This window comes from Rhodococcus sp. WWJCD1 (genome assembly GCF_002258735.1).
Classification (GTDB): domain Bacteria; phylum Actinomycetota; class Actinomycetes; order Mycobacteriales; family Mycobacteriaceae; genus Rhodococcoides.
Window position 1 is genome coordinate 269,227 of record NZ_NOXY01000031.1, and the last position, 23,113, is coordinate 292,339.

Here is a 23,113-nt window from a genome sequence, read left to right on the forward strand (position 1 = left end):
GAGTCAGTGCCCGGTCACTCGAAGCGACTGTGCGATCTCACAACGAATCGGGCGAGTCGGCGAATGCGGCGGCCACGTCGCGGGCGAGTCCTGTTGCGCGACGGGCCCACTCCGGCGTGCTGCCGGCCAGACCGCAACTGGGCGTCACCGAAATCTGTGATGCGAGCACAGAACGATCGAACCCGAGGCGGTCGATCAAGGTCACACCCGGCTCCGCGAGTTCCCGCCAACCCGTGGGCCGCTCGGGGGCCGCCGCTGGAATCAAGCCGAGCATCAGCGTCTTTCCCGTCTGCAGCAACTCGCCGATCCCGTCGAAGTCGGTGCGGCGCAGTCCGGTCGCGTCCACGGCAACCGCAGCAGCTCGCGAGCGGCGAAGCAGATCGAAAGGGACATCGGAGTCGCAGCAATGCACCACGACTGGGAGCGCAATGGTCTCCATGAGCGAGTCGAGCAGTTCGAGTGCGTCCGGTTCGGGAACCGAACGCACGGTATCGAGCCCGGTGATTCCCGTCAGGCTGCCGGCCAGAACGGCTGCGAGACTGGGTTCGTCGAGCTGAACCACGACGTCGACGCCGAGCCGACGCGCCACCTCCGCACAGTGCACCCGAAGACCCTCACCGAGGGCTTCCGTGAAATGCCGGACGGCTCCCCGGTCGGTCAAAGCCCGATGCCCGTGCCGAAGTTCGACATTGGCTGCCATCGTGAACGGTCCAGCGGCCTGAACCTTGATCGTGCGGCCGCTGCCGCGAAGCCCCGAGACCTCCCACAGTTCCTCGAGCACATCGAGGTCCTCGGCGAGAAAATCGCCGGCTCGACGACCGGCGAGCATCGGACGTGGCACGACCCGATATCCGGACGTGCGCACGTCGAGTTCGACGTCGACCATGATGGCTCCGGTGCGCCCGATCGTGTCCGCACCCAGTCCGCGTGCCGGGAGCTCGACGATGTGCGGTAGCTCGTCGAACTCACCGAGGACGATTGCGGCAGCCTCACGGATGTCGGTACCCGGCCAGGAACCGATACCGGTTGCCAGTCCTGCGAAATCGCTCGCGGTCACTCGCGCTCGGATCGAGTGCCCGAGATGGTCGAGCTACCGATGACGATGTCTCCGTGAATGTCCTTGCGGTACAACACCGCTGCCTGCCCCTTGGCAACTCCGGTGAGTGGAGCGCGCAACTGGATCTCCACCCCGTCGCCCACTGCCTCGGCGACGGCGTCGGTCAGCCCGCCGTGCGCGCGAACTTGGACGACGCACTCGATGGGACCGGTCGGGGCAACGCCTTCGGTCCACACCGCACGGTCTCCGCTGATGGCCCAGACATCGAGCTTCTGCGCGGAACCGACCATGACGGTGCCGCTCTCGGGCTCGATCGAGGTGACATAGCGCGGGCGGCCGTCGGCGGCAGGCCCTTCGACTCCGAGTCCCTTGCGCTGTCCGATGGTGAAACCGTGCACACCGTCGTGGTCGGCCAGTTCGACTCCGGTGTCGGAGTCGACGACCTTGCCCGGGCGCACTCCGATGTGTGCGCCGAGGAACGCGCGTGTGTCTCCCGAGGGGATGAAGCAGATGTCGTGACTGTCCGGCTTGTCCGCAACAGCCAACCCGCGCTCGGCTGCCTCCTCGCGGATCTCGGACTTCGGAGTGTCGCCGATGGGGAACATCGCACGCGAGAGTTGGCCCTGGTTGAGCACGGCCAAGACGTAGGACTGGTCCTTGTCCGCGTCCACGGCCCGGCGTAGCACTCCGTCGTGCAGCTGGGCATAGTGTCCGGTGGCCACGGCGTCGAAGCCCAGTGCAAGAGCCCGGTCCGCCAGCGCGGAGAACTTGATCTTCTCGTTGCACCGCAAGCAGGGGTTGGGAGTTTCGCCCGCTGCGTACGACGCCACGAAGTCGTCGATGACGTCCTCTTTGAATCGGTCGGCGAAATCCCAGACGTAGAAGGGTATTCCGAGCACGTCGGCGGCCCGGCGAGCGTCACCGGCGTCCTCTTTCGAGCAGCAGCCGCGCGAACCCGTGCGAAGCGCACCGGGAGCGGTCGACAAGGCCAGGTGAACGCCGACGACATCGTGGCCTTCGTCCACGGCACGAGCCGCGGCCACCGCCGAGTCGACTCCTCCGCTCATAGCAGCCAGAACACGCATCAGCGATTTCCTCCTCGAGCTCCGACGCCGGCCAATCCGGCGGCACGAGCACGTTCGACGACCTGCGGCAGCGCCGCAAGCACAGTGGTGACGTCTTCATCGGACGATCCGGTCCCCAGGGAGAACCGCAACGATCCACGGGCCACGCCAGGATCGAGGCCGAGCGCGATCAGTACGTGGCTGGCACTGGCCACGCCCGCAGTACAGGCGGAGCCCGTCGAGCATTCTATTCCCGCGGCGTCGAGCAGCATCAACAGCGAATCGCCCTCACAGCCGGGAAACGTGAAATGAACGTTTCCTGCCAACCGGTCGTCACCCTCGGGACCATTGAGGATGACGTCGGGAACGGCGTCTCGAATTCCGGCGATCAACCGATCACGCAATGCACTCAGTTCGGCACGGTGCCGTGACGCATTCTGGGTGGTCGACCGCAGCGCAGCTGCCATGGCGACGACGCCTGCGGTATCCGGAGTGCCCGAACGCACGTCTCGCTCGTGGCCACCGCCGTGGAACAACGGAACACACGAAACCTGACGACCCAGCAGGAGTGCGCCGACGCCCTGGGGTCCACCGAACTTGTGCGCGGCGATGCTCAGCGCAGACAGACCGCTGTCCGCGAAACTCACGGGCAGATGCGGGACAGCTTGGATCGCGTCACTGTGCATCGGGACGCCGTATTCGGCGGCGACGGCTGCCAGCTCGGTGATCGGCATGACGGTACCGATCTCGTTGTTCGCCCACATCACGGTGACGAGGGCAGTCTCGTCCGCGTGCAGGGCCAGTTCCGCTCTCAATACCTCAGGAGTCACCCGTCCGTCTGTGTCGACCGGGAGCCACGTGACAACCGCGCCGTCGTGGGCGACCAGCCATTCCACGGCGTCGAGTACGGCATGGTGTTCGACCGAGCTGGCGATGATTCTCGTCAGCGTGGGGTCGGAGTCACGGCGCGCGGCAAAAATGCCCTTCACGGCGAGGTTGTCGCTTTCGGTGCCACCGGAGGTGAAGATCACCTCGGACGGGCGCGCGCCGAGGTCCGCGGCTATCGACTCGCGAGATTCCTCCACCCGACGCCGGGCCGATCGGCCCGAGGTGTGCAGCGAGGACGCGTTTCCGACGGTGGTGAACACAGAGTTCATCGCCTCGATCGCACTCGGCAACATCGGGGTCGTTGCTGCGTGATCGAGGTACACCGGTGGCCGAGACGGGACGGTAGCAGTCGTACTGCGCACAGAAGGCATAACAGGCTAGACGATACCCGCTGCCCGGAGCGCGGACCTACCTGCGCAAGGCGGGTCCGCACTCACGTCGGTCGACGCTTCGGTCAGGCTGCCGCAACCGTCGGCGCACTCGGGCGGCGCTCGGCTTCGGCCACCACCTCGTGCACTGTGACCTGGTGCACTGTGGGGTCGTATACGTCGTCGCGACGAATTGCCACCTCACAGCGGCGAGCGAGGTCGCGCCGGTCGCTGCCGGGTGCCTCCGGTGCCGTGAACTCCACTTCCGCCCGCAGTCCTCGAAGTCGGAAGATCCGGCCGATGGACGCGCCGATGGTTTCGTCTCCGACGAAGCAGGTCGCGGTGGTCTGCTCTCCGGTTCGGTCGAGGTACCGCAACCGGATCGGCTGCACCCAGGTCTCGGAATCGATGGCCGCCTGCAACAACGCCGGGCGCAGCGAGCCGTAGGCGCGGCCACACCAGGTGGTGGCCTCGGGGAAAACGACGACCGATCCACCTGCTCGGACTCGTTCGGCCACCTGCTCGACGACACCGGGCAGCTGATGCAGGCGGGCTCGATCGATGGGGAGCACCTTCATGGCCCGTGCCAGCCGTCCGAGCACCGGCCAGTCGACCAGGTCGGCGCGCGCAACGAAGGTCGAGGGCCGGACAGCGGTGAGCACAACGACATCGGTCCAGGAGATGTGCCCGGAGACATGCAGAGCTCCCCCGGATGTTCGAGATCGTTCCCGTTCCGAGCGGGCATCGAGGACTGTGAGGTCGATGCCGATGGCCAGCAACAGCATTCGAGAGCCGAGACGCGTCAGCGAACGACGAACCCGAGGAAAGGGCACGCCGAGTACGACCAACACCGGCAGCAATCCGAACGCAGTCAGTGCCAGCACGACGCGCAGGACGAGAACGATCCGTCTCACCGTCGGCGGGTTCTTCGGTAGACAACCGTCACCGCACGGCGACGACGGCATCCACGCATGAGCGTGCGCGATCGGCTGCGTCACCGGGCACCCGACTCGAATGTCGTTGCAGCCGAACGTAACCGATCGAGGTAGCGGGTATTGGCCTCGTGCAGTCCGAGCAGCGCCACAAAATCCGCGACACCGAAATCGGGGTCGTGTGCAGGCTCACCGCAGATGGAGGCCCCGAGTCGGAGGTATCCGTTCATCAACGGCGGCATGGATGTTCGCTTCGCAGGTGCGATGTCGACCAGGTCGACTCCGTCGACGACGACCGGAGCGTAGGGCCGGACCCGTCGATCGGGCGTCGTTGCATGCTTGTCCAACAGGCGATCTCGAACGCTTCGGACATTGGCCCCGAGAGGTTCACCCGGTGCGGATTGCATGGGAACCGACACACAGCCCATCACCCACTCGTACCCCGTCACATCGAGGTAGTGCAGTATTCCCGCCCACATCAGGCCGAGAACCGATCCGGATCGATGGTCGGGATGCACTGCGGCTCTGCCCATTTCGACGATGTTCATACCGACGGGATCGAGTGCGGAGATATCGAATTCGGTTGCCGTGTAGTAGCCGCCTGCGGCCACCGCAGCCGGTGGCGGTAACATGCGGTAGCAGCCGACGAACGTGTCGGTCCACCGGTCACGGACGAGAAGGTGGTCACAGAATTCGTCGAACCGATCGGCGTCGAGGCCGTCGGGGTCGGTGGGAACAGCAAATCCCGGCTCGGACGCGAACACGTCGTAGCGCAAACGCTGCGCCGCGAGTCGGTGCTCCGGGTCGGTGGACAACACGAGTGAATAGCGGTCGGTGGCCGGGACGATCGATGCAGTCGAGCTCATGACGGAAGTGGTCATGAGGTGTGTCTAACGAGCCAGGAAGACTACCGAGCGTCGACAGGGGAACGTGTCGGAAGAGTTTGCATGAACAAGGTTGCCCCGACTCACGGGAGAAGGCCCCCACCGTCGACGCGGTGAGGGCCTTCTCGCAGAACAGCGACTGTCGCTATCCCTTGTGCTTCTTGACTGCGTCGGTCAGCTGCGGCGCGACGTTGAACAGGTCACCGACGATGCCGTAGTCGGCGATCTCGAAGATGGGAGCCTCTTCGTCCTTGTTCACTGCGACGATGGTCTTCGAGGTCTGCATTCCGGCCCGGTGCTGGATGGCTCCGGAGATGCCGAGTGCAACGTACAGCTGCGGGGAGACGGTCTTACCCGTCTGGCCCACCTGGAACTGGCCCGGGTAGTAACCGGAGTCGACGGCGGCGCGCGAGGCACCGACTGCGGCACCGAGTGAATCGGCGAGCTCCTCGACGACCGAGAACTTGTCGGCACTGCCGACGCCACGTCCACCGGAGACGACGACCGTCGCCTCGGTGAGCTCCGGACGGTCGCCGCCCACGATCGGGTCACGCGAGGTGACCTTGACGGTGCCGTCTTCCTGCGCCGGGACCTCGACGGTTTCGCGAGTTCCTGCTCCGGCCTTCGGCTCGGCCTCGACTGCGCCGGGACGCAGCGAGACGACCGGAACGTCGCCGTTGGCCTTGGCCTCGACGGTGAACGCGCCGCCGAAGATCGAGTAGACGGCACTGCCGTCGTCGTTCAACGACACGACGTCGTTGTGGTACCCCGAGCCCAGGCGCGCTGCGAGCCGTCCCGCAACTTCCTTGCCCTCGATCGTGGCCGCGGTGATGATCGCCGCAGGCGAGACCGACTCCGCGAGTGCCGACAGCACGTCGACCTTCGGCGTGACCAGGAATCCGTCGATGTCGTCGGACTCGGCGGCGTAGATCTTCTCGGCACCGGCTTCGGCCAGCGCGTCGGCGACCTTGTCGGTGGTGCCGACCGGACCGGTGACGACCGCGGACGGCTCACCCAGTGCGCGAGCGGCGGTGATCAGCTCGGAGCTGACCTTCTTCAGTGTTCCCTCGACGTGCTCCACGAGCACGAGTACTTCTGCCATGACTTGCTCCTCGTTTGTCTTCGATTGCTCGGTGGGGCGGGATCAGATGATCTTCTGGCCTACGAGGTAGGTGGCGATCTTGTCGCCGCCGTCGCCCTCGTCGGTGAGCCGCTCGCCGGCAGTTTTGGGAGGCTTGGGGGTCGACGAGGTAACCGTCGTGCCCGCATTGTCGACTCCGACGATGCCGTCCTCGACACCGATGTCGGCCAACGTGATGGTCTGCACCGTCTTCTTCTTGGCGGCCATGATGCCCTTGAAGGACGGGAACCGGGGCTCGTTGATCTTCTCGGTGACGCTCACGATGGCGGGCAGCGTGGCTTCGAGGCCGAAGATGCCCTCGTCGGTCTCGCGCTCGCCGGTGACCTTGCCGTCGGCGACGGTGAGCTTACGCAGCTGCGTCAGTGCCGGGATCTGCAGGTATTCGGCGATGATCGCGGGGACTGCACCGGTGCGTCCGTCAGTGGCCTCGTTGCCGGCGATGATGAGATCGGCCGGCTCGTCGTTCTCGAATGCGACGTTGCCCAACGCCGCAGCCAGGGCGTACCCGGTCTGGATGGCGTCGGAGCCGTGCAGGCTCGGGTCGTTGAGGTGCACTGCACTGTCTGCACCCATCGACAGCGCCTTGCGAATCGCATCGGTGGCGCGATCGGGGCCTGCAGACAGCACCTTGACCTCACCGCCCTGGGCTTCCTTGATGAGCAATGCCTCTTCGACGGCCCGCTCGTTGATCTCGTCGAGGACGGCGTCGGCGGCCTCGCGATCGAGGGTGTAGTCACCGTCGGTGAGCTTGCGCTCGGACCACGTGTCTGGAACCTGCTTGATCAAAACAACGATGTTCGTCATGGGTCTGCGTCGACCTCCTGGTCATGTTCTGCTGATCGTGAGTGTTCTAACGGTTCGTGCAGTTCTGGTGGTGCAGTTCTACGGCCTGGGACGAGGTTACCTCACCGTAGTTACTCATGGGTAACTTACTTCCTCGTCCGTCCGACCATACATCTGCGCCCCGACTGTTACGGAGACCACGTTGGCTTACCTCTCCTACGCCTCCACTAACCTTCCGTCGGTGAACGATTCTTCGGCTCAGGCACCGGTACCGGAACCACTCCCCCTCACCGGCGAGAGAACAGTGCCGGGTATCGCCGAGGAGAACTACTGGTTCCGCCGACACGAGGTGGTCTATCGAGCTCTGGTCGAGCGGTGCCGAGACTGCACCGTACTCGAGGCCGGATCGGGAGAAGGCTACGGAGCCAACATGATTGCCGACGTTGCAACGCATGTCATCGGTCTCGACTACGACGCCTCTGCGGCCACGCACGTGCGCGCGCGTTACCCCCGGGTGACAATGCTGCGCGGCAACCTCGACCGCCTTCCGTTCGCGGATTCCACCGTCGACGTCGTCGTCAACTTCCAAGTGATCGAGCACCTGTGGGACCAAGGCGCGTTCCTCGCCGAAGTGCACCGGATTCTGAAACCCGGCGGGACGCTCCTGATCAGCACACCCAACCGAATCACGTTCTCGCCGGGCCGCGACACACCGCTCAACCCGTTCCACACCCGCGAACTCGACGCCGCCGAGCTGACCGAACTTCTCGTCGACGCTCGCCTCGAGGTAACCCAACTCACCGGGGTCCGACACGGCAGTACGCTGGCCGCCCTCGATGCCAAACACGGTGGCTCCTTCATCGACGCGCAGATCGAACGGGCTCTGGCAGGCGAGCCGTGGCCGACCGAGCTTGCCGAGGACGTCGCGGCGATCACGATCGACGACTTCGAGATCGCCGCCGACCGCATCGACGAGAGCCTCGACCTGGTTGCAATCGCCAACAAGAGCTCGAGTTCGGTGATCGGGTGACATCCGGCACCACCGTGCCGGGCATGTTCTCTCTGGTGCTGCACTCCCACCTCCCCTGGCTGGCCAATCACGGCAGATGGCCCGTCGGCGAGGAATGGCTGTACCAGTCCTGGGCCGACTGCTACCTGCCGCTCACCGCGGCCCTCGAGCGACTGGCCGACGACGGACACACCGATGTGCTTTCGCTCGGTGTCACCCCGGTTCTGGCCGCCCAACTCGACGATCCACACTGCCTGTCGGGTATGCATCACTGGCTCGGAAATTGGCAATTGCGCGCCCACGAAGCCGCCGATCGCGCGCTGTCCGTTCGCGAACACCGAGGTGCGGCCGCTGCCCTCCGACAATTCGAGACCCGGTGGCGACATGGCGGCTCCGCGGTGCTTCGGCCGCTGCTCGACGCCGGGACGGTCGAGTTGTTGGGCGGCCCGCTCGCGCACCCGTTCCAGCCACTGCTCCATCCGCGTCTGCGTGAATTCTCCCTCCGAGAGGGCCTGCTGGACGCTCGCGCACGCTGGGGCACCGCCCCGTCGGGCATCTGGGCACCGGAATGCGGCTTCACACCCGGCATGGAAACCGAGTACGCGGCGGCCGGGGTCTCGCACTTCATGGTCGACGGCCCCGCGATGCGCGGTGACACCTCCCTCGGCAGGCCGGTGTGGGATTCGGACGTCGTCGCGTTCGGCCGAGATCTTCCGGTCAGCTATCGCGTCTGGTCACCCAAATCGGGTTATCCGGGACACGGTGCCTATCGGGACTTCCACACCTACGATCACGACACCGGTCTCAAACCCGCCCGAGTCACCGGCCGCACGGTCGCCTCGAACGACAAGGCTCCCTACGATCCCGCACGGGCTGCGGCAACGGTGGATCGCCACGTCGAAGACTTTGTGGAGGTGGTTCGTCGACGCCTGGTCTCGGAATCGGATCGGATCGGCCGTGGCGCTCTGGTCGTGGCCGCATTCGACACCGAGTTGTTCGGACACTGGTGGCACGAGGGCCCTCAGTGGTTGGAGAAGCTCATGCGCGCACTCCCGGCCGCCGGAATCACCGTCGGCACGCTGAACGACGCACGCGAGCAGGGGTACGTCGGTGCACCGCTCGAACTGCAGGATTCCTCGTGGGGATCGGGCAAGGACTGGCGAGTGTGGGCAGGAGACGATGTCGCCGACCTGGTTGCGCTCAATTCCGAGGTCTCCCGGACCGCGCTCGACGCCGTCGATTCCGCTCGGGAGCACCGACCCAGCAACGGTGGGCCGGAACTACGCAATCGGGTCAGCGATCAGATACTGCGTGAGACACTGATGGCAGTGGCCAGCGACTGGGCATTCATGGTCAGCAAGGACTCCGCCGCCGGTTATGCGCGGGAACGCGCGCACGTCCACGCGCACGCTCTGCGCGAGATCGCTGCCGCGGCCGTCGGCGGTTCGACAACCCGGGCGGCCGAACTGGCGAGGCAGTGGAACCGCGCGGACGGATTGTTCCCCGCGTTGGACGCGCGCCGCCTACCCGGTGCGCACAGTGGCAGCGAGCCTGAAACTGCAGGGGGACGTCGATGAAGATTCTGATGGTGTCGTGGGAATACCCACCCGTGGTGGTAGGCGGACTCGGTCGCCACGTCCATCACCTGGCGACCGAGCTGGTCCGCTGCGGACACGAGGTCGTCGTCCTGTCGCGTCGACCCACCGGAACCGACGCCGCCACGCACCCGACCTCGCATCACATCGAGGACGGCGTGCTCGTCGTTGCCGTCGCGGAGGACCCGGCTCACTTCGTCTTCGGGGAAGACATGCTCGCGTGGACCCTCGCGATGGGTCACGCGATGGTCCGGGCGGGTGTCGCGCTGGGTAAGCCGGGGCTGGGCGAGGGCTGGCAGCCCGACGTCGTCCACGCCCACGACTGGCTCGTTGCGCACCCCGCCATCGCTCTGGCCGAGTTCTACGACGTACCTCTCGTGTCGACCATCCACGCGACCGAGGCCGGACGTCACAGTGGCTGGATCTCCGGTCCCGTCAACCGTCAGGTGCATTCCGTCGAATGGTGGCTGGCCAACGACTCGGATGCGGTCATCACCTGCTCGGCGTCGATGCGAGACGAGGTGACCGCGTTGTTCGGTGTGTCCGAGTCGGCAGTCTCGGTCATTCGCAACGGAATCGACGGATCCACCTGGAGCTTCCGAAGACGAGAGCCCCGATCCGAGCCCGCGAAGCTGCTCTACGTAGGCCGGCTCGAATACGAGAAGGGCATCCAGGACGCAATTGCCGCCCTACCCCGTATTCGGCGGAGCCACCCGGGCACCACTCTGCACATCGCCGGTGAGGGAACGCAGTTCGCTTGGTTGGCGGGGCTGGCGCGCACGCACCGGGTGAGCCGGGCAGTGTCGTTCCTGGGCAACCTGGACCACACCGAGTTGCTCGGTTGGCTGCACGGAGCCGACGCCATCGTCCTGCCGAGCCGATACGAACCGTTCGGCATCATCGCCCTCGAGGCCGCGGCCGCAGGCACACCGTTGGTCGCGTCCACCGCAGGCGGACTCGGCGAAGCAATCGTCGACGGTGTCACGGGTCTGTCCTTCGCGCCCGCGGACGTCGCTGGACTGGCCGCGGCCGTGCGGAAGGTGCTCGACAACGCCGACGCCGCGCAGGAACGGGCGGTAGCGGCTCGAGAACGCCTCGATGTCGACTTCGACTGGAAACACGTCGCCGAGTCGACGGCGCGGGTCTACCTGGAGGCCAAGCGTAAGGTTCGCCATCCGCTGGGCCGTCCGCACATAGTCGAACGCGCTCTCCCCGGCCGTACCTGAGCCGCCCGACGTGCACAGAACTTCGTAGTGGGCGACGATGTTCCGTGCACCTCGGTGTCAGCTCTCCCGCGCCGCCTCGGCCTGACCGAGGGCCTTCTTGCGTGCAATGTCCTCCAGCGCCGCAATGTATTTCGCGCGATCTGCAGCACCGGCTTCCCACGCGTCCTTACGGTTGCGGACAACTTTGGCCGGTGCACCGACGGCGATGCTGTAATCGGGGATCTCGCCCTTGACCACGGCATGGGCACCGAGCACGCAGCCGCGCCCGATCCTGGTCTCACGCAGAATCGTCACCTTGGCGGCGATCCAGGTGTCCGGCCCTATTCGCACGGGCCCCTTCACGATTCCCTGGTCCTTGATGGGCATGTTGACATCGTCCATCCGATGATCGAAATCGCAGATGTAGCACCAGTCGGCCACCAGCGTCGACGCGCCGATCTCGATGTCGAGGTAGGTGTTGACGACGTTGTCCTTGCCGAACACCACCTTGTCACCGATCCGCAGCGAACCCTCGTGGCATCGAATGGCATTGCCGTCGCCGATGTGTACCCAGCGTCCGATCTCGAGACGCGAGAGCTCGGGGGTGGAGTGGATCTCGACGTTCTTGCCGAGAAACACCATGCCCCTCAGAATCACGTGCGGATTGGCCATCTTGAACTTCGCAAGTCGGTAGTACCGCACGAGATACCAGGGCGTGTACGCCTTGTTCGCGAGCACCCAATCGAGGGACGCACGCGTCAGGAAACGCGCCTGCTCTGTATCGCGTCGTCTCGACCCGCGCCAGCGTGTCCGCAGCGGCGCGTTCCACATACTCGTCATGGTCGTTCACCCTAGTTTCTCGTTCGCCCGCTCTCTGCCGGCACCCGTCGGCGGGCTAGGGTTGCCTGTCGACTGTTGCCAGTCGGCGCAGGAGAACAGGACGCCCCGGCACCGCGTCGGGCACGGAAGACCTCATGGGGAGCGATCGATGCACGGCGTCAGTGCCCACGGCAGGACCGGCAGAAAGGTCACTGCGTTCGCCGCTGCGGTTGTGCTGGTGACCCTGAGCGGCTGCAGTTCCGACACCGCTGCCATCGAACCACTCTCACCCGATTCGTGGCCCGCCTCCCACGCGAACGCGCACAACAGTGGATCGACCGCAGTGTCGGTCGACTCTCCCCTCACGTTGGACTGGACCCGGCCCACCGGCGGGACCGTGAGCTCTCCGGTGTCCATCGGCTCGACCGGCCAGATGTTCGTCACCGCAGCCACCGAATCCGGGTGCAACCTCTTCTCCTTCGAGATCGACTCCGCTCGCAAGCGCTGGTGCAATCGCGTCGGACCATCGGTCGTGACGGCAACGCCTACCGTCGACTCCGCGATCAACGTGTACATCGGTGACGACGGCGGCATGAACTCGTACAACGATCACGGGCAACTTCGTTGGCGGACACCGGTGTACGGGGTACCGAAGTCGGCTCAGTTCCTCGGCGACGGGAGCGTGCTCTCGGTGACCCAGATGGGTCAGGTCAGCGTTCTGGACACCCAGAACGGGCAGCTTCGAGTGCCCATCCTCGACCTCGTTCCGACGCCGAACTTCCTCACCGATCCGAACTCCGATTTTCAGCCGGTCGACACCGGGCTCGCCGAGTGCAGTGCGGGAGGGTCGGAGTGCGTCGTACCAGCAGCACCCGCGGTCGACACCGCAACCGGAGCGATCTATCTCACACTGTGGCGTCCGGGTTCGATTGCGCCGCAACTCGTTTCACTGCAGTACAACCGCGATGGCTCCCCCGGACTCACCGAACGCTGGTCCTCGGACCTCTTGCCCGCAGGAGTCGCGTCGTCTCCGGTGCTGTCCGAGGACGGGTCGACGGTCTACGTGGCCGACGTCGACGGCCGGTTGACCGCGTTCGACACCGCGGACGGGCGGCAGAAGTGGACCGAGGGCACCGGACTCGGAGTCGGGGCGTCCCCGTCGATCGCCGCGGACGGCACCATCGTCCCCGCCGGCGGTGACGGCACCTTGGTCGGATTGCGCGACAACGGCGATTCCGTCGAGCGGGTGTGGGTGCGCGACGACATCGAACAAGCGGGAACAGCAGCACAATCCGCAGACGGCCGCGGCCATACCGTCGTCCGCGACGGCGACGGACTGGCGCTGCTCACGTTCGATTCGGCTACCGGCAACACGGTGGACTCGCAGCCTGTTCCCGACGTCGTCGGCGGCACCGTCGGCACGTCCATCGGGCCGGACGGACAGGTCGTCACCGCGAGCTACCTGGGTGAGATCTTCACCTACACCGGCTGATCGATCGCCCCGGGCGCGCAGACGAAGGACACCGCGGACCGATCGATGCGGGTGATGACCACCGAGAGTGCGACGCTTCCGCGAAGCTTGAGCTTGGGCCGCAGTATCGCGGGATCCACGTCCACTCCGCGCACGAGTATCTCGACCGAGCCGCAGTCCATCCGATTCAGTTGCTGCCGAAGCACTTTCTCGGAGAACTTGGACTGCTCCAGAACCCGGAAGCCGCGTACCCCCGCCGGTACCGTATCCCCGGTCAGGTATGCGATCCTCGGATCGAGTTGCCACAGACCGAATCTGGCACCGTAGTGACGAACCAGACCGGCCCTGACCACTGCCCCGTCGGGGTCGACGATGTACTGCCCTGGCGGCCGTACCGGAATGTCGTCGGATTCCGCATCGGTGATGTCCAGTGCGCTGCCATCGGAGCGAAGAACTGCCGCACGACGCCGAATACCCTTCTCGCTGAGCCCTTCCGACCACAGGCAGGCTTCGCGCACTCCTCCGTCGAGCGAGACCACCTCTATCTCGCCGGGCCAATCGACAGCGTCGAAGTCGAGACCTGGCGCGCATTTGACGACCAGATCTCGGCCGCGATAGGCGTCGAACAGTTCCGGTAGCGGAGGTTGCAGCGCTGCCGGATCATGGCGTCGCCGCCCGCCCGCTCGGCGGCCGGGATCGGCCACGACGACGGTCCCCCGCGTCGTCGGTGTCAGTGCGTCGGCCCGCAGCAGGGTGGCAGCAGGCACGTTGTGTGCGGCCATCCGAAGCCGGATCGGGTCGAGATCGCTCCCGACCGCCAGCTCGGCCGATCCGACCAGCACGGCCAGTTCACTGCCGATCGAGCACGTGACATCGTGCACTCGACGACCGGCCAGTCGCTCGGCACGCCTGCGCGCCACGAGTGTCGGAGTGGCTTGCTGGACGGCGTCGTCGGTCACCAGCCAGTGATCGGACTCGAACAACTTCACCCGGGCCTTGCGGCGGACAGTGACGGTTTCGATCAGGGCACTCGCGTGGTCGGGGAAGCGAGTGCGCACCGACGCTGTGTCCCGCACCGAGGTTCGAGCGTTCAGGTCGAGAGCGTCGACCGCAGCAAGAGCTCCGGCACCGGCCTCGCTTCGTAGGAAGTCGAGGTCGGTGCCGGTGAACTCGTAGCCCACTAGCGGACTCGAGCTCGGAGTCTGCGGCGGTCCGAGCCGATCAAGCTCGAGGAGCAGGTTTGGTGCCGGTGATCATCACGTTGTAGAACAGCCCGCGCGGCACCACGTGCTGCAGCACGTTCTCGTCGACCCAGCTCAGAGTCTTCCAACCGCCAAAGGCGAACTTCGCCCAGTTCCAGCCCAGCTTGCCCGCCGGAACGGCAGCCTCGAAGGTCCGCACCGGCCACCCGAGCAGGGCGGCGGCGAACTCTTCGGTGTTCGCCTGCACGCGCTCGGCACCGGCCGACAGCGCGATGTTCTCCAGGTCGGTGGGATCGAATGTGTGGAGGTCGACGACGGCCTCGAGCGCAGCGGCTCGCGAAGACTCGTCGAGCTCTTCCTGCGGCTTGCGCCAACTCGCCAGGAACGGCAGCTTCGTCACGCGAGTGGTCGTTTCCCAGGTGATGCGTCCGAGCCAGCGAGCGTAGAAGTTGCCGACGGTGGTGGGTTCGCCTGCGAAGACGAATCGCCCGCCGGGCTTGAGCACGCGCAACACCTCGCGCAAGGACTGCTCGACGTCCGGGATGTGATGCAGCACAGCGTGTCCGACCACCAGATCGAACGTGTTGTCGTCGTACGGAATGGTCTCGGCATCGGCAACTCGGCCGTCCACGTCGAGACCGAGGTGCCCGGCGTTACGCAGTGCAACCTTCACCATTCCCGGTGACAGGTCGGTGACCGACCCCTTGTCGGCAATACCCGCCTGCATCAGATTGAGCAGGAAGAAACCGGTTCCACAGCCCAATTCCAAGGCGCGGCCGTACGGCAGAGCGGCCTGCGCGTCGGCATCCCCGGAGACAGCCTGATCGAACCTTCCGCGGGCGTAGTCGATGCAGCGCTCGTCGTAGGAAATCGACCATTTGTCGTCGTAGGTCTCGGCTTCCCAGTCGTGGTACAACACCTGCGCCAGTTTGGTGTCCGATCGCGCGGCCTCGACCTGTTCGGCAGTGGCGTGCGGGTTCGGGGCGGGATCGACCGTCCGGTCGTCGGCCTCGGCCGGGGCCGTCACACTGGAGATCGATCGATTCACACCGTCGTGGGGGCTTGCAGTCATCAGGCGAGCCTACTATCCGGTAGCTGTGAAACAACTCCGTCGGTCGACGGGGATTGCGTCACCGGCCGGTGAAGGTCGCTTTGCCCGGGCCGTCGGCCACGAAGGACTCCATCCCGATCGTGCGATCGTCGGTGGCGAACAGCGCCGCGAATTGCTGGGCCTCGATCCGAAGGCCGTTGGTGAGATCGACGTCGAGTCCCTGGTCGATCGACGCTTTTGCGGCGGCGAGCGCACGCGATGCGCCCGTGGTGAATTGCATGGCCCACGCCCGCGCCGCGTTGTACACCTCGTCGGGGGCCACCACCTCGTCCACCAGACCGATCCGCAGGGCCTCCTCCGCGCCGACGAAGCGGCCGGTGAAGACCATGTCCTTTGCTCGACTCGGGCCGATCAACCGCGCGAGTCGTTGACTGCCACCGCCGCCGGGAATGACACCGAGGAGCACTTCGGGGACACCGAACTTGGCGTTGTCTCCGGCAATTCGACGATCGGCACCGAGGGCGACCTCGAGTCCACCGCCGAGCGCGTATCCGGTCACGGCAGCGACGACCGGCTTGGGGATGGTGCTCAGCGAGCCCAGAGCCGACTGCAGGTCTCCGGCGATCTCCGCCATTTCCGCCGCCGACAGCGCCACCATCTCCTTGATGTCCGCACCGGCCGCGAACACCTTCTCGCCGCCGTAGACGACGACAGCCTTGACGTCGGTGTTCACGGTCGCTTCCCGAGCCGCCGAACGAATCTCTTCCTGCATCTGACGATCGAGTGCATTCATCGGCGGTCGGTCCAGGCGGATGGTGCCGATACCGTCGGATACTTCGAGATTCACGAACTCAGCCATGGGCCGAAAGGCTACCCGGCGACAGTTCAGCGACCGGCCCAGGGATGTCGCGTTCCGGCGTAGTACGCGTCGTCCCCGTCGAAGATCACCCGGACCGCGCCGTCCTCACGGGTGAGAATCGGCAGGATCGGAGTGATGTCACGTTCGTGATCGACAACGTCGGCGACGGTGTCGAACCGAGACAGTGCGTCCAACTGGCTCCAGGTCGGTGGGAGCAGGATGGTGTTTCCCTTTCGCCAGTCCGCCAATGCATCATCGGTCGAAAGCCAACTCACCGATGCTGCTTCGCTGGTTTCCCCGTCCGCCTTCTGGCCTTCCGGAAGCACTGCGACGAAGAACCGGGTGTCGTACCGTCGCGCTTCGCCCACCGGCGTGATCCAGTGCGACCATGGCCTGAGCAGGTCCGAGCGCAGCACCAGGTCGTGTGCGGTGAGAAATTCGGCGAACGAGAGTTCGCGGCGCTCGAGTCGACCTCGCTCGGCGGCGAACGGAGCAGTGTCGGCAACGATGGAATCCGGTGCCGACCCGGCCAGGAGTACACCGCACTCCTCGAACGTTTCGCGCGCCGCGGCGCACACCAGCGCTTGCGCCTTGCCCTCGTCGGTTCCGAGGCGTTGGGCCCACCACGTCGGGGGTGGACCTGCCCATCCCACGTCGGCCGCAGCGTCCGATGGATCGACTCCGCCTCCGGGAAATACCGTCATTCCGCCCGCGAACGCCATTCCGCCCACCCGTTCGAGAAGAAATACTTCTATCTCGGAACGGAGGCGTCCGTCACGGATCAGGATGACTGTCGAGGCGTCACGCGCAGGTACGTGATCGGCAGCACTGTTCGAGCTCATGAAAGGCAACGTACCGCTGAGCAGCTCAGCGAGATCGGGGTGGTCCAGCGCTAGCGTCGGTGCGCACCGGCAGCCCGAGTGCGACGGGCGAAGAAGCGGCCATCGACACGGTCGAGCGCGATCGACTGGCTGAACGCCTCGGTGAGGTTCTCCGCCGTGATGACATCGTCCACCAGCCCCTGGGCCACCACACCGCCTTCCTTGAGCAGCAACGCGTGACTGAAACCCGGGGGGATTTCCTCGACGTGATGGGTGATCAGCACGGTGGCGGGGGAATCCGGGTCGGCGGCGATATCGGCAAGACGTGACACCAGTTCTTCGCGACCGCCCAGGTCGAGACCCGCCGCAGGCTCGTCGAGCAGCAGCAGTTCGGGGTCGGTCATCAACGCACGCGCGATCAGAACCCGCTTGCGTTCGCCTTCCGAGAGGGTGCCGTAGGTGCGAGTGGCGAGATGCTCGGCACCGAGACTTTCCAGCATCTCCACAGCGCGCTCGGTGTCGATTGCGTCGTATTTCTCGCGCCAGCGTCCCAGCACGGAGTATCCGGCGGAGACCACCAGATCGGACACGAGCTCGTCGGCCGGAATGCGGTGGGCCAGCGAGGACGACGACAACCCGATCCGTGGCCGGAGTTCGGAGACGTCGGCTTTGCCCATGACCTCGCCGAGAACGTGGGCGACACCCGATGTCGGATGGATCTCGGCTGCCGCGATACGCAGCAACGACGTCTTTCCGGCACCGTTCGGTCCGAGGACGACCCACCGTTCGTCCAGTTCCACCTTCCAGGTGACGGGCCCCACCAAGGTCACACCACCTCGGCGAACGACGACATCGGTGAAATCTACGAGCAGGTCGGGATCCGGTTCAGACACGACGCCTATCTTCCCGCACATCGACCCTGCATTCACGGCAGGATGTGCACGCGTGTCGCCCAATCACGATCTGCCCGCCAGCGCCCATCGAACAGAGGACCAGGAAACTGGCTCCAATCCACCTGGATCGCCGTTCCCCCTCGGTGCCACGGTGATGTCGACTGGCACTCAATTTGCAGTCCACGCGCCCGAGGCCGACGGCGTCGAGGTGTGCCTGATCGATCCCGAGGGCGGCGAACGGCGAGTAGAACTGACGACCAGCACGTTCGGAGTTCGACACGGCTTCGTTCCGGGCGTTCGACCCGGGGACCGATACGGCTTCCGAGCGCACGGCCGGTGGGATCCGCACGCGGGGCGTCGATTCAACGGTGCGAAGATTCTGCTCGACCCCTCCGCCCGTCAGGTCAGCGGAGAATTCGGAGACCCGTCGGCTCTGTTGGCCTACGAAGACGATCCGTTCGGGGTGCCGAGCACTCGTGATTCGCTCGGGCACCTCCCCCTCGCCGTGGTTCGCGCACCTCTCGCTCACGCCGGCCGACCGGCGCGCCCGTCCGTGCCCTGGGACCGTACCGTTCTCTACGAGCTGCACGTGGGATCGTTCACTGCTCGTAATCCTGCTGTCCCCCAACATCTTCGCGGCACCTATCTGGGACTCGCTCACCCCGCGGTGCTCGAACATCTCGCGCGTATCGGCATCACGTCCGTCGAACTGCTACCGGTCCACACCACCTTCACCGAGCCCGGTGTGCGCGCCCGCGGAATGCGGAACCACTGGGGTTACTCGACGGGGGCGTACTTCGCGCCGGATCCACGGTTCGCCGCAGTTCCCGGCGACGAGGTCGACGAGTTCCGCACCATGGTCGACGCGTTGCACGGCGCGGGGATCGAGGTGATCCTCGACGTCGTCTACAACCACACGTGCGAGTCCTCGGTCGACGGGCCGTCGATCAGTTGGCGCGGCCTCGATGCTCCCGGCTACTACCTTCTCGACGGCCGCGGATCGGACGTCGACCTGACCGGCTGCGGCAACACTCTCGACTCGGCGTCGCCCGCGGTCGTGCGCATGGTGTGCGACAGTCTGCGCTACTGGGTCGACGAGATGGGCGTCGACGGGTTCCGGTTCGACCTCGCGAGTACTCTCGGCCGGCCCGGTGGTTGGCGATTCGATCCTCGCGCACCGCTACTGACCGCGATAGCCGTGGATCCCCTTCTGGCCCAGGTCAAGCTGATTGCCGAGCCCTGGGACGCTACCGGTGCCGGCTACCAGGTCGGAAACTTCGGAGTGGCGTGGTCGGAATGGAACGATCGCTACCGCGACACGGTTCGAGGCTTCTGGGCGGGCCAGCACGGCGTCCGTGAACTGGCCTCCCGCCTGGCCGGTTCCGAGGATCTGTTCGCGGGTAGCCGCCGACTGCCGTGGGCGTCGATCAACTTCGTCACCGCACACGACGGATTCACCGCCCGCGATCTGGTGTCGTACGAACGAAAGCACAACGGAGTCAACGGCGAAGAGAACCGAGACGGAACCGACAACAACTCCTCGGTCAACCACGGTGTCGAGGGCGAGACCGACGATCCGTCCGTACTCGACGCGCGTGGTCGCCACGTGCGCGCTCTCCTGGCCACGTTGACCCTCTCGACCGGCACGCCGATGCTGCTGGCCGGCGACGAACTGGGCCACACGCAGTCCGGCAACAACAACGCGTACTGCGTTCCCCAGGATTCACCGATCGAGGACTCCTGGGCGATCGACTGGAACAGCGCCGATCAGGACATGATTCGATTCGTCGGTCGGTTGCTCCGTGTCCGAGCGAGCGCTCCGACGCTGAGACAGCAGGAATTCTTCACCGGCCGCGCCACTCCGACCGGTCGACCGGACCTGGTGTGGTTCGACTCTGCCGGTAGGGAATTCGATACGGATCGGTGGAACGACGACTCGGTACGCACGATCACGGCGTGGGTCGACGGTTCCGACGTCCGCTCTTACGACTCGGACGGCGGGCAGGTCGACGATGCGAGTTCGCTATTGATCCTCCACTCGGGCGGACCCGCTGAGATCACCCTTGCCTGCCCGAGCTGGTCGACGTCCCGGTTCGTCCCGGTACTCGACTCCTCGTTCCCGGACGGAGTGCCGTCGAATACGGCTGCGCTGGAGGCAGGTTCGACGATATCGGTGGCCGGCTCCACGGTGCTGGTGTTCCGCAGCGCGGGCAGGTAGGTCATGAACAGCTGCACGAGCGGACCGACCCCGAGGGCGTAGAGCACCGTTCCCAGCCCCAGCGTGCCGCCGAGCAGCCAGCCGGTGAGCACGACGGTCAACTCGATTCCGGTACGGGTGAGCCGGATCGACCACCCGGTTCTGGCCACCAGACCGGTCATCAAACCGTCACGTGGGCCCGGGCCCATTCCGGCACCGATGTACAGGGCCGTGGCGAAGGCGTTCACCACGATTCCCGACACCATGGCCAGCGATCGAATCACGAGTCCGTCGAGATGCGGTAACAGTGCCGACGTCGCATCGACGGCCACTGCGATCACCACGACGTTGCTCACGGTCCCCAGACCCGGACGTTGCCGCAGCGGAATCCACATCAGCAAGACGGCCACTCCGGTGATCGCGGTGATGGTTCCGAAGCTGAGCGAGACGTGGCTTTCGAGGCCCTGATGAAACACATCCCAGGGATTGACACCGAGACCACCGGCGATCATCAAGGACATGGACGCCCCGTACAGCCACAGCCCGACGTAGAGGGCAGCCAACCTGGACGGGAGACGACGGCCGACGACTGCGCGAAGTGGTGAGGTGAACATGCTCCCAGTCTCCGGCAGTACTGGATACGTTATGGATAGCCAGTTCCGCGACAGTGGACCCCCAACTGAAACACGCCGACTCAGCGAACGGCGATCACCGTCGTCGAGCCCGGGGCCACTTCGGTGAAGCCCGCATCCCGCACCGCGACGGCACGCCCGCCCCGAACCTGGTCCAGTGCACGGGCCCACTGCTGCGGATCGGCCGGACGCACCGAGCACGGGTAGCCTGCCGACGCCCACTCTCGGCACTCCTCCACGCTCATCGCGCCGGCCAGCAACATCGAGGCATGCCCCACCTGAGCGGCAGCCTTGCCCACCGTCATGGACAACGAAGCATCGACCCACAGCACCGGACCCGCCGCGGGCGACGGTGCTTCGTCGGATGGAACGTCGGTGCCACCGATCTGCAGGCGTTTGATCCTCGGATCGAGATCCCCGACGCGACCGGGAACCAATGCCCGTGCCGATGCACCGCCCACATCGACCGTGACCCCCGGGACGTCCTGTGCGGCAGTCCATTGCGCACCCCGTGCCCGACGGGCAACTTTGCGAATTCGAGCCGACGTCCATTCTGTGAAGGCATCGTGCCACGAGGCACCCGAACCCACACGCGGGTCGAGGCACAGCATCACCGTGGCCCGGGCGGCTGCCTCGAGCAACTCGCTGCGCAACGGCGGATCCGTCTTCGGGATGTGCAGGACCAACGGCATGGCCAGTACATCCGCCGGGTCCGATGGATCCTCGGCTCCCCCGTACCCACGGGCGAGTTCGGCGTGACGCGAGTCGAACGTGTTCTCGGCCGAGAACACCTCGGCATCGTTCTCGCCGGTCACCTCACCTGTTGCGCCCTCGACTGCAGGATTGCCGACTTCGGGATTGCCGGCCGGGTGCTCGCCGATCATGGGATCGGGACGCGACGGACTCCCCCGTCGACAGCATCCGCAGCTTCGATCTCGTTGCGAGTGACGCCGAGGATGAACAGCACCGCGTCCAGGTACGGATGCGAAATGGCGGTGTCGGCAATTTCGCGCAAGGCAGGCTTGGCGTTGAAGGCGACGCCGAGGCCGGCCGCAGTGAGCATGTCGATGTCGTTGGCTCCGTCGCCGACCGCCACCGTCTGCTCCATCGGTACTCCCGATTGCGCTGCGAATTCGCGGAGTGCTGTCGCCTTGGCCGCTCGGTCGACCACTTCACCGATCACCCGGCCGGTGAGTTTGCCGTCGACGATCTCGAGAGTGTTCGCCTTGACGTAATCCAGTTCGAGCTCGTGGGCCAGACCCTCGATTACTTGCCGGAAACCTCCGGAGACGACCCCACACGCGAACCCGAGTCGCCGAAGAGTCCGAATGGTGGTCCGTGCCCCCGCCGTCAGCTCCAGGCTCTCTCCCACCTCGTCGATGACAGATTCGTCGAGACCGGCCAGAACGGCGACCCGCTGTTCGAGCGACTCCGTGAAGTCGATCTCGCCGCGCATCGCCGCTTCGGTGACAGCCCTGACCTCGTCCTCGCGGCCGGCACGTGCAGCCAACATCTCGATGACCTCGCCCTGGACCAGCGTGGAGTCGACGTCGAACACGATGAGCCGCTTCGATCGACGCGCGATGCCGGCCCTCTCCACCGCGACGTCCACACCGATTCCCGCTGCGATCGCCGCAAGACCGGTACGGAGTGCGACATCGGCGTCCGGCGACGTGTCGGTTGCAGTCACCTGCAGTTCGAGCCCCGTCACGGGGTAGTCGGCAACTCCGCGAATGGAGTCGATGTTCGCGCCCTGGCGGGCCAACTCGCGCGAGATGGTGCTGAACGCTCGCGCGGTCACGGGTCGCCCGAGAACGACGACGACATGCGTTCCCAAACTCCGACCACCACTCTGCGCAGCGCCGATCTCGACGTCCACATGGACCCCGACCGTGGCCATGGCGTCCTCGAGCTCCTCCTGCAGCGCTTCGGGATCGCGCGGACAGGTCAACAGGACACCGAGGGTCAGCCTGCCGCGAATGACCACCTGCTCCACGTCGAGAAGGCTCACCTCGTGCCGAGACAATGCCGCGAAGAGCACCGAGGTGACGCCCGGCTTGTCGGGTCCCGTCACCGTCACCAGCACTGCGGTGTCGTTCGACTTCACCGGATCTCCCTTTCACTCGGCCACCGGCCGGATACGTCTTGTTGTCACCTCGCGATGGACGGGCGAACCCGACCGCGCCACGAGATTGTCGCAAGCGAAGAGCCCCACCCGGTAGCCGGGAGGGGCTCTCGCTGT

The 23,113-nt window shown here is 65.8% G+C and carries 20 protein-coding genes and 1 pseudogene; 5 read left to right on the forward strand and 16 right to left on the reverse strand.

Translation table 11 applies throughout. The features are described from left to right. Positions 1–37: 37 nt before the first annotated feature. The 7 genes from CH286_RS24300 to CH286_RS24330 form a co-directional block, all read right to left on the reverse strand. On the reverse strand, positions 38–1,057 hold the full coding sequence (locus CH286_RS24300) for a methionine synthase (RefSeq protein WP_032376986.1): 1,020 nt from the start codon (positions 1,055–1,057) through the stop codon (positions 38–40). Beyond that, the gene (gene mnmA / locus CH286_RS24305; RefSeq protein WP_037155651.1) at positions 1,054–2,142 is read right to left on the reverse strand and encodes a tRNA 2-thiouridine(34) synthase MnmA; all 1,089 of its coding nucleotides are present in this window, start codon (positions 2,140–2,142) and stop codon (positions 1,054–1,056) included. The genes CH286_RS24300 and mnmA overlap by 4 nt, the downstream gene beginning before the upstream one ends. Continuing rightward, positions 2,142–3,380 (reverse strand): cysteine desulfurase family protein, encoded by a 1,239-nt coding sequence (locus tag CH286_RS24310; protein ID WP_094610573.1) that lies wholly within the window; start codon positions 3,378–3,380, stop codon positions 2,142–2,144. Before CH286_RS24310 ends, mnmA begins: the two co-directional genes overlap by 1 nt. Before the next feature lie 83 nt (positions 3,381–3,463). Continuing rightward, on the reverse strand, positions 3,464–4,375 hold the full coding sequence (locus CH286_RS24315; RefSeq protein WP_255182757.1) for a lysophospholipid acyltransferase family protein: 912 nt from the start codon (positions 4,373–4,375) through the stop codon (positions 3,464–3,466). Beyond that, complete coding sequence (locus CH286_RS24320) at positions 4,372–5,190, reverse strand: GNAT family N-acetyltransferase (RefSeq protein WP_094610574.1); 819 nt, start codon at positions 5,188–5,190, stop codon at positions 4,372–4,374. The genes CH286_RS24315 and CH286_RS24320 overlap by 4 nt, the downstream gene beginning before the upstream one ends. Before the next feature lie 148 nt (positions 5,191–5,338). Continuing rightward, positions 5,339–6,295 carry an electron transfer flavoprotein subunit alpha/FixB family protein gene (locus CH286_RS24325; protein ID WP_094610575.1) on the reverse strand — a complete coding sequence of 319 codons (957 nt, stop codon included), beginning with the start codon at positions 6,293–6,295 and terminating at the stop codon, positions 5,339–5,341. Between the two features lie 42 nt (positions 6,296–6,337). After that, positions 6,338–7,138, reverse strand: a complete 801-nt coding sequence (locus CH286_RS24330; protein ID WP_032376980.1) for an electron transfer flavoprotein subunit beta/FixA family protein — start codon at positions 7,136–7,138, stop codon at positions 6,338–6,340. Positions 7,139–7,358: 220 nt separating this feature from the next. On the opposite strand from CH286_RS24330, the gene CH286_RS24335 reads away from it, so the two are divergent. Genes CH286_RS24335 through CH286_RS24345 form a run of 3 tightly spaced genes read left to right on the forward strand, consistent with a single transcriptional unit; the run spans position 7,359 to position 10,947 of the window. Next, a complete protein-coding gene (locus CH286_RS24335; RefSeq protein WP_080734605.1) occupies positions 7,359–8,147 on the forward strand; it encodes a class I SAM-dependent methyltransferase in 789 nt (262 codons plus the stop codon). Between the two features lie 23 nt (positions 8,148–8,170). Then, positions 8,171–9,703: a 1,4-alpha-glucan branching protein domain-containing protein gene (locus tag CH286_RS24340; RefSeq protein ID WP_094610652.1), complete on the forward strand. Its 1,533-nt coding sequence runs from the start codon at positions 8,171–8,173 to the stop codon at positions 9,701–9,703. Continuing rightward, positions 9,700–10,947 carry a glycosyltransferase family 4 protein gene (locus tag CH286_RS24345; RefSeq protein ID WP_037155661.1) on the forward strand — a complete coding sequence of 416 codons (1,248 nt, stop codon included), beginning with the start codon at positions 9,700–9,702 and terminating at the stop codon, positions 10,945–10,947. Before CH286_RS24340 ends, CH286_RS24345 begins: the two co-directional genes overlap by 4 nt. 57 nt (positions 10,948–11,004) lie before the next feature. On the opposite strand, the gene CH286_RS24350 is transcribed toward CH286_RS24345, so the two are convergent. Next, the gene (locus CH286_RS24350; RefSeq protein ID WP_032403132.1) at positions 11,005–11,766 is read right to left on the reverse strand and encodes an acyltransferase; all 762 of its coding nucleotides are present in this window, start codon (positions 11,764–11,766) and stop codon (positions 11,005–11,007) included. A gap of 148 nt (positions 11,767–11,914) precedes the next feature. Between CH286_RS24350 and CH286_RS24355 the strand changes: the two genes are divergently transcribed. Next, complete coding sequence (locus CH286_RS24355) at positions 11,915–13,237, forward strand: outer membrane protein assembly factor BamB family protein (RefSeq protein WP_032403131.1); 1,323 nt, start codon at positions 11,915–11,917, stop codon at positions 13,235–13,237. Here the strand turns inward: CH286_RS24355 and CH286_RS24360 are convergent. From CH286_RS24360 to CH286_RS24380, 5 genes are read right to left on the reverse strand one after another with little or no spacing between them, the layout of a single operon-like run. Continuing rightward, positions 13,225–14,397: a THUMP-like domain-containing protein gene (locus tag CH286_RS24360; RefSeq protein WP_094610576.1), complete on the reverse strand. Its 1,173-nt coding sequence runs from the start codon at positions 14,395–14,397 to the stop codon at positions 13,225–13,227. The two genes, CH286_RS24355 and CH286_RS24360, sit on opposite strands and share 13 nt — an antisense overlap. Positions 14,398–14,437: 40 nt before the next feature. Next, positions 14,438–15,490, reverse strand: coding sequence for a class I SAM-dependent methyltransferase (locus CH286_RS24365; RefSeq protein ID WP_032403129.1), 1,053 nt, complete (start codon positions 15,488–15,490; stop codon positions 14,438–14,440). Between the two features lie 58 nt (positions 15,491–15,548). Continuing rightward, positions 15,549–16,328: an enoyl-CoA hydratase/isomerase family protein gene (locus CH286_RS24370; RefSeq protein WP_094610577.1), complete on the reverse strand. Its 780-nt coding sequence runs from the start codon at positions 16,326–16,328 to the stop codon at positions 15,549–15,551. A 26-nt stretch (positions 16,329–16,354) separates the two neighbouring features. Next, complete coding sequence (locus CH286_RS24375) at positions 16,355–17,170, reverse strand: NUDIX hydrolase (RefSeq protein WP_094610578.1); 816 nt, start codon at positions 17,168–17,170, stop codon at positions 16,355–16,357. Between the two features lie 50 nt (positions 17,171–17,220). After that, positions 17,221–18,063, reverse strand: coding sequence for an ABC transporter ATP-binding protein (locus CH286_RS24380; RefSeq protein WP_032403580.1), 843 nt, complete (start codon positions 18,061–18,063; stop codon positions 17,221–17,223). A gap of 49 nt (positions 18,064–18,112) precedes the next feature. On the opposite strand from CH286_RS24380, the gene glgX reads away from it, so the two are divergent. Next, the gene (glgX, locus tag CH286_RS24385; RefSeq protein ID WP_037156182.1) at positions 18,113–20,260 is read left to right on the forward strand and encodes a glycogen debranching protein GlgX; all 2,148 of its coding nucleotides are present in this window, start codon (positions 18,113–18,115) and stop codon (positions 20,258–20,260) included. 11 nt (positions 20,261–20,271) lie between these two features. Here glgX and yczE read toward each other — a convergent pair. From yczE to serB, 3 genes and pseudogenes are all read right to left on the reverse strand, one after another. Next, positions 20,272–20,853 (reverse strand): annotated as a pseudogene (gene yczE, locus CH286_RS28290) (membrane protein YczE); the annotation flags it as partial. An 80-nt stretch (positions 20,854–20,933) separates the two neighbouring features. Next, positions 20,934–21,755, reverse strand: a complete 822-nt coding sequence (locus tag CH286_RS24395; RefSeq protein WP_080734607.1) for a peptidyl-tRNA hydrolase — start codon at positions 21,753–21,755, stop codon at positions 20,934–20,936. Continuing rightward, positions 21,752–22,978, reverse strand: coding sequence for a phosphoserine phosphatase SerB (serB, locus tag CH286_RS24400; RefSeq protein WP_032403126.1), 1,227 nt, complete (start codon positions 22,976–22,978; stop codon positions 21,752–21,754). Before serB ends, CH286_RS24395 begins: the two co-directional genes overlap by 4 nt. Positions 22,979–23,113 lie beyond the last annotated feature (135 nt).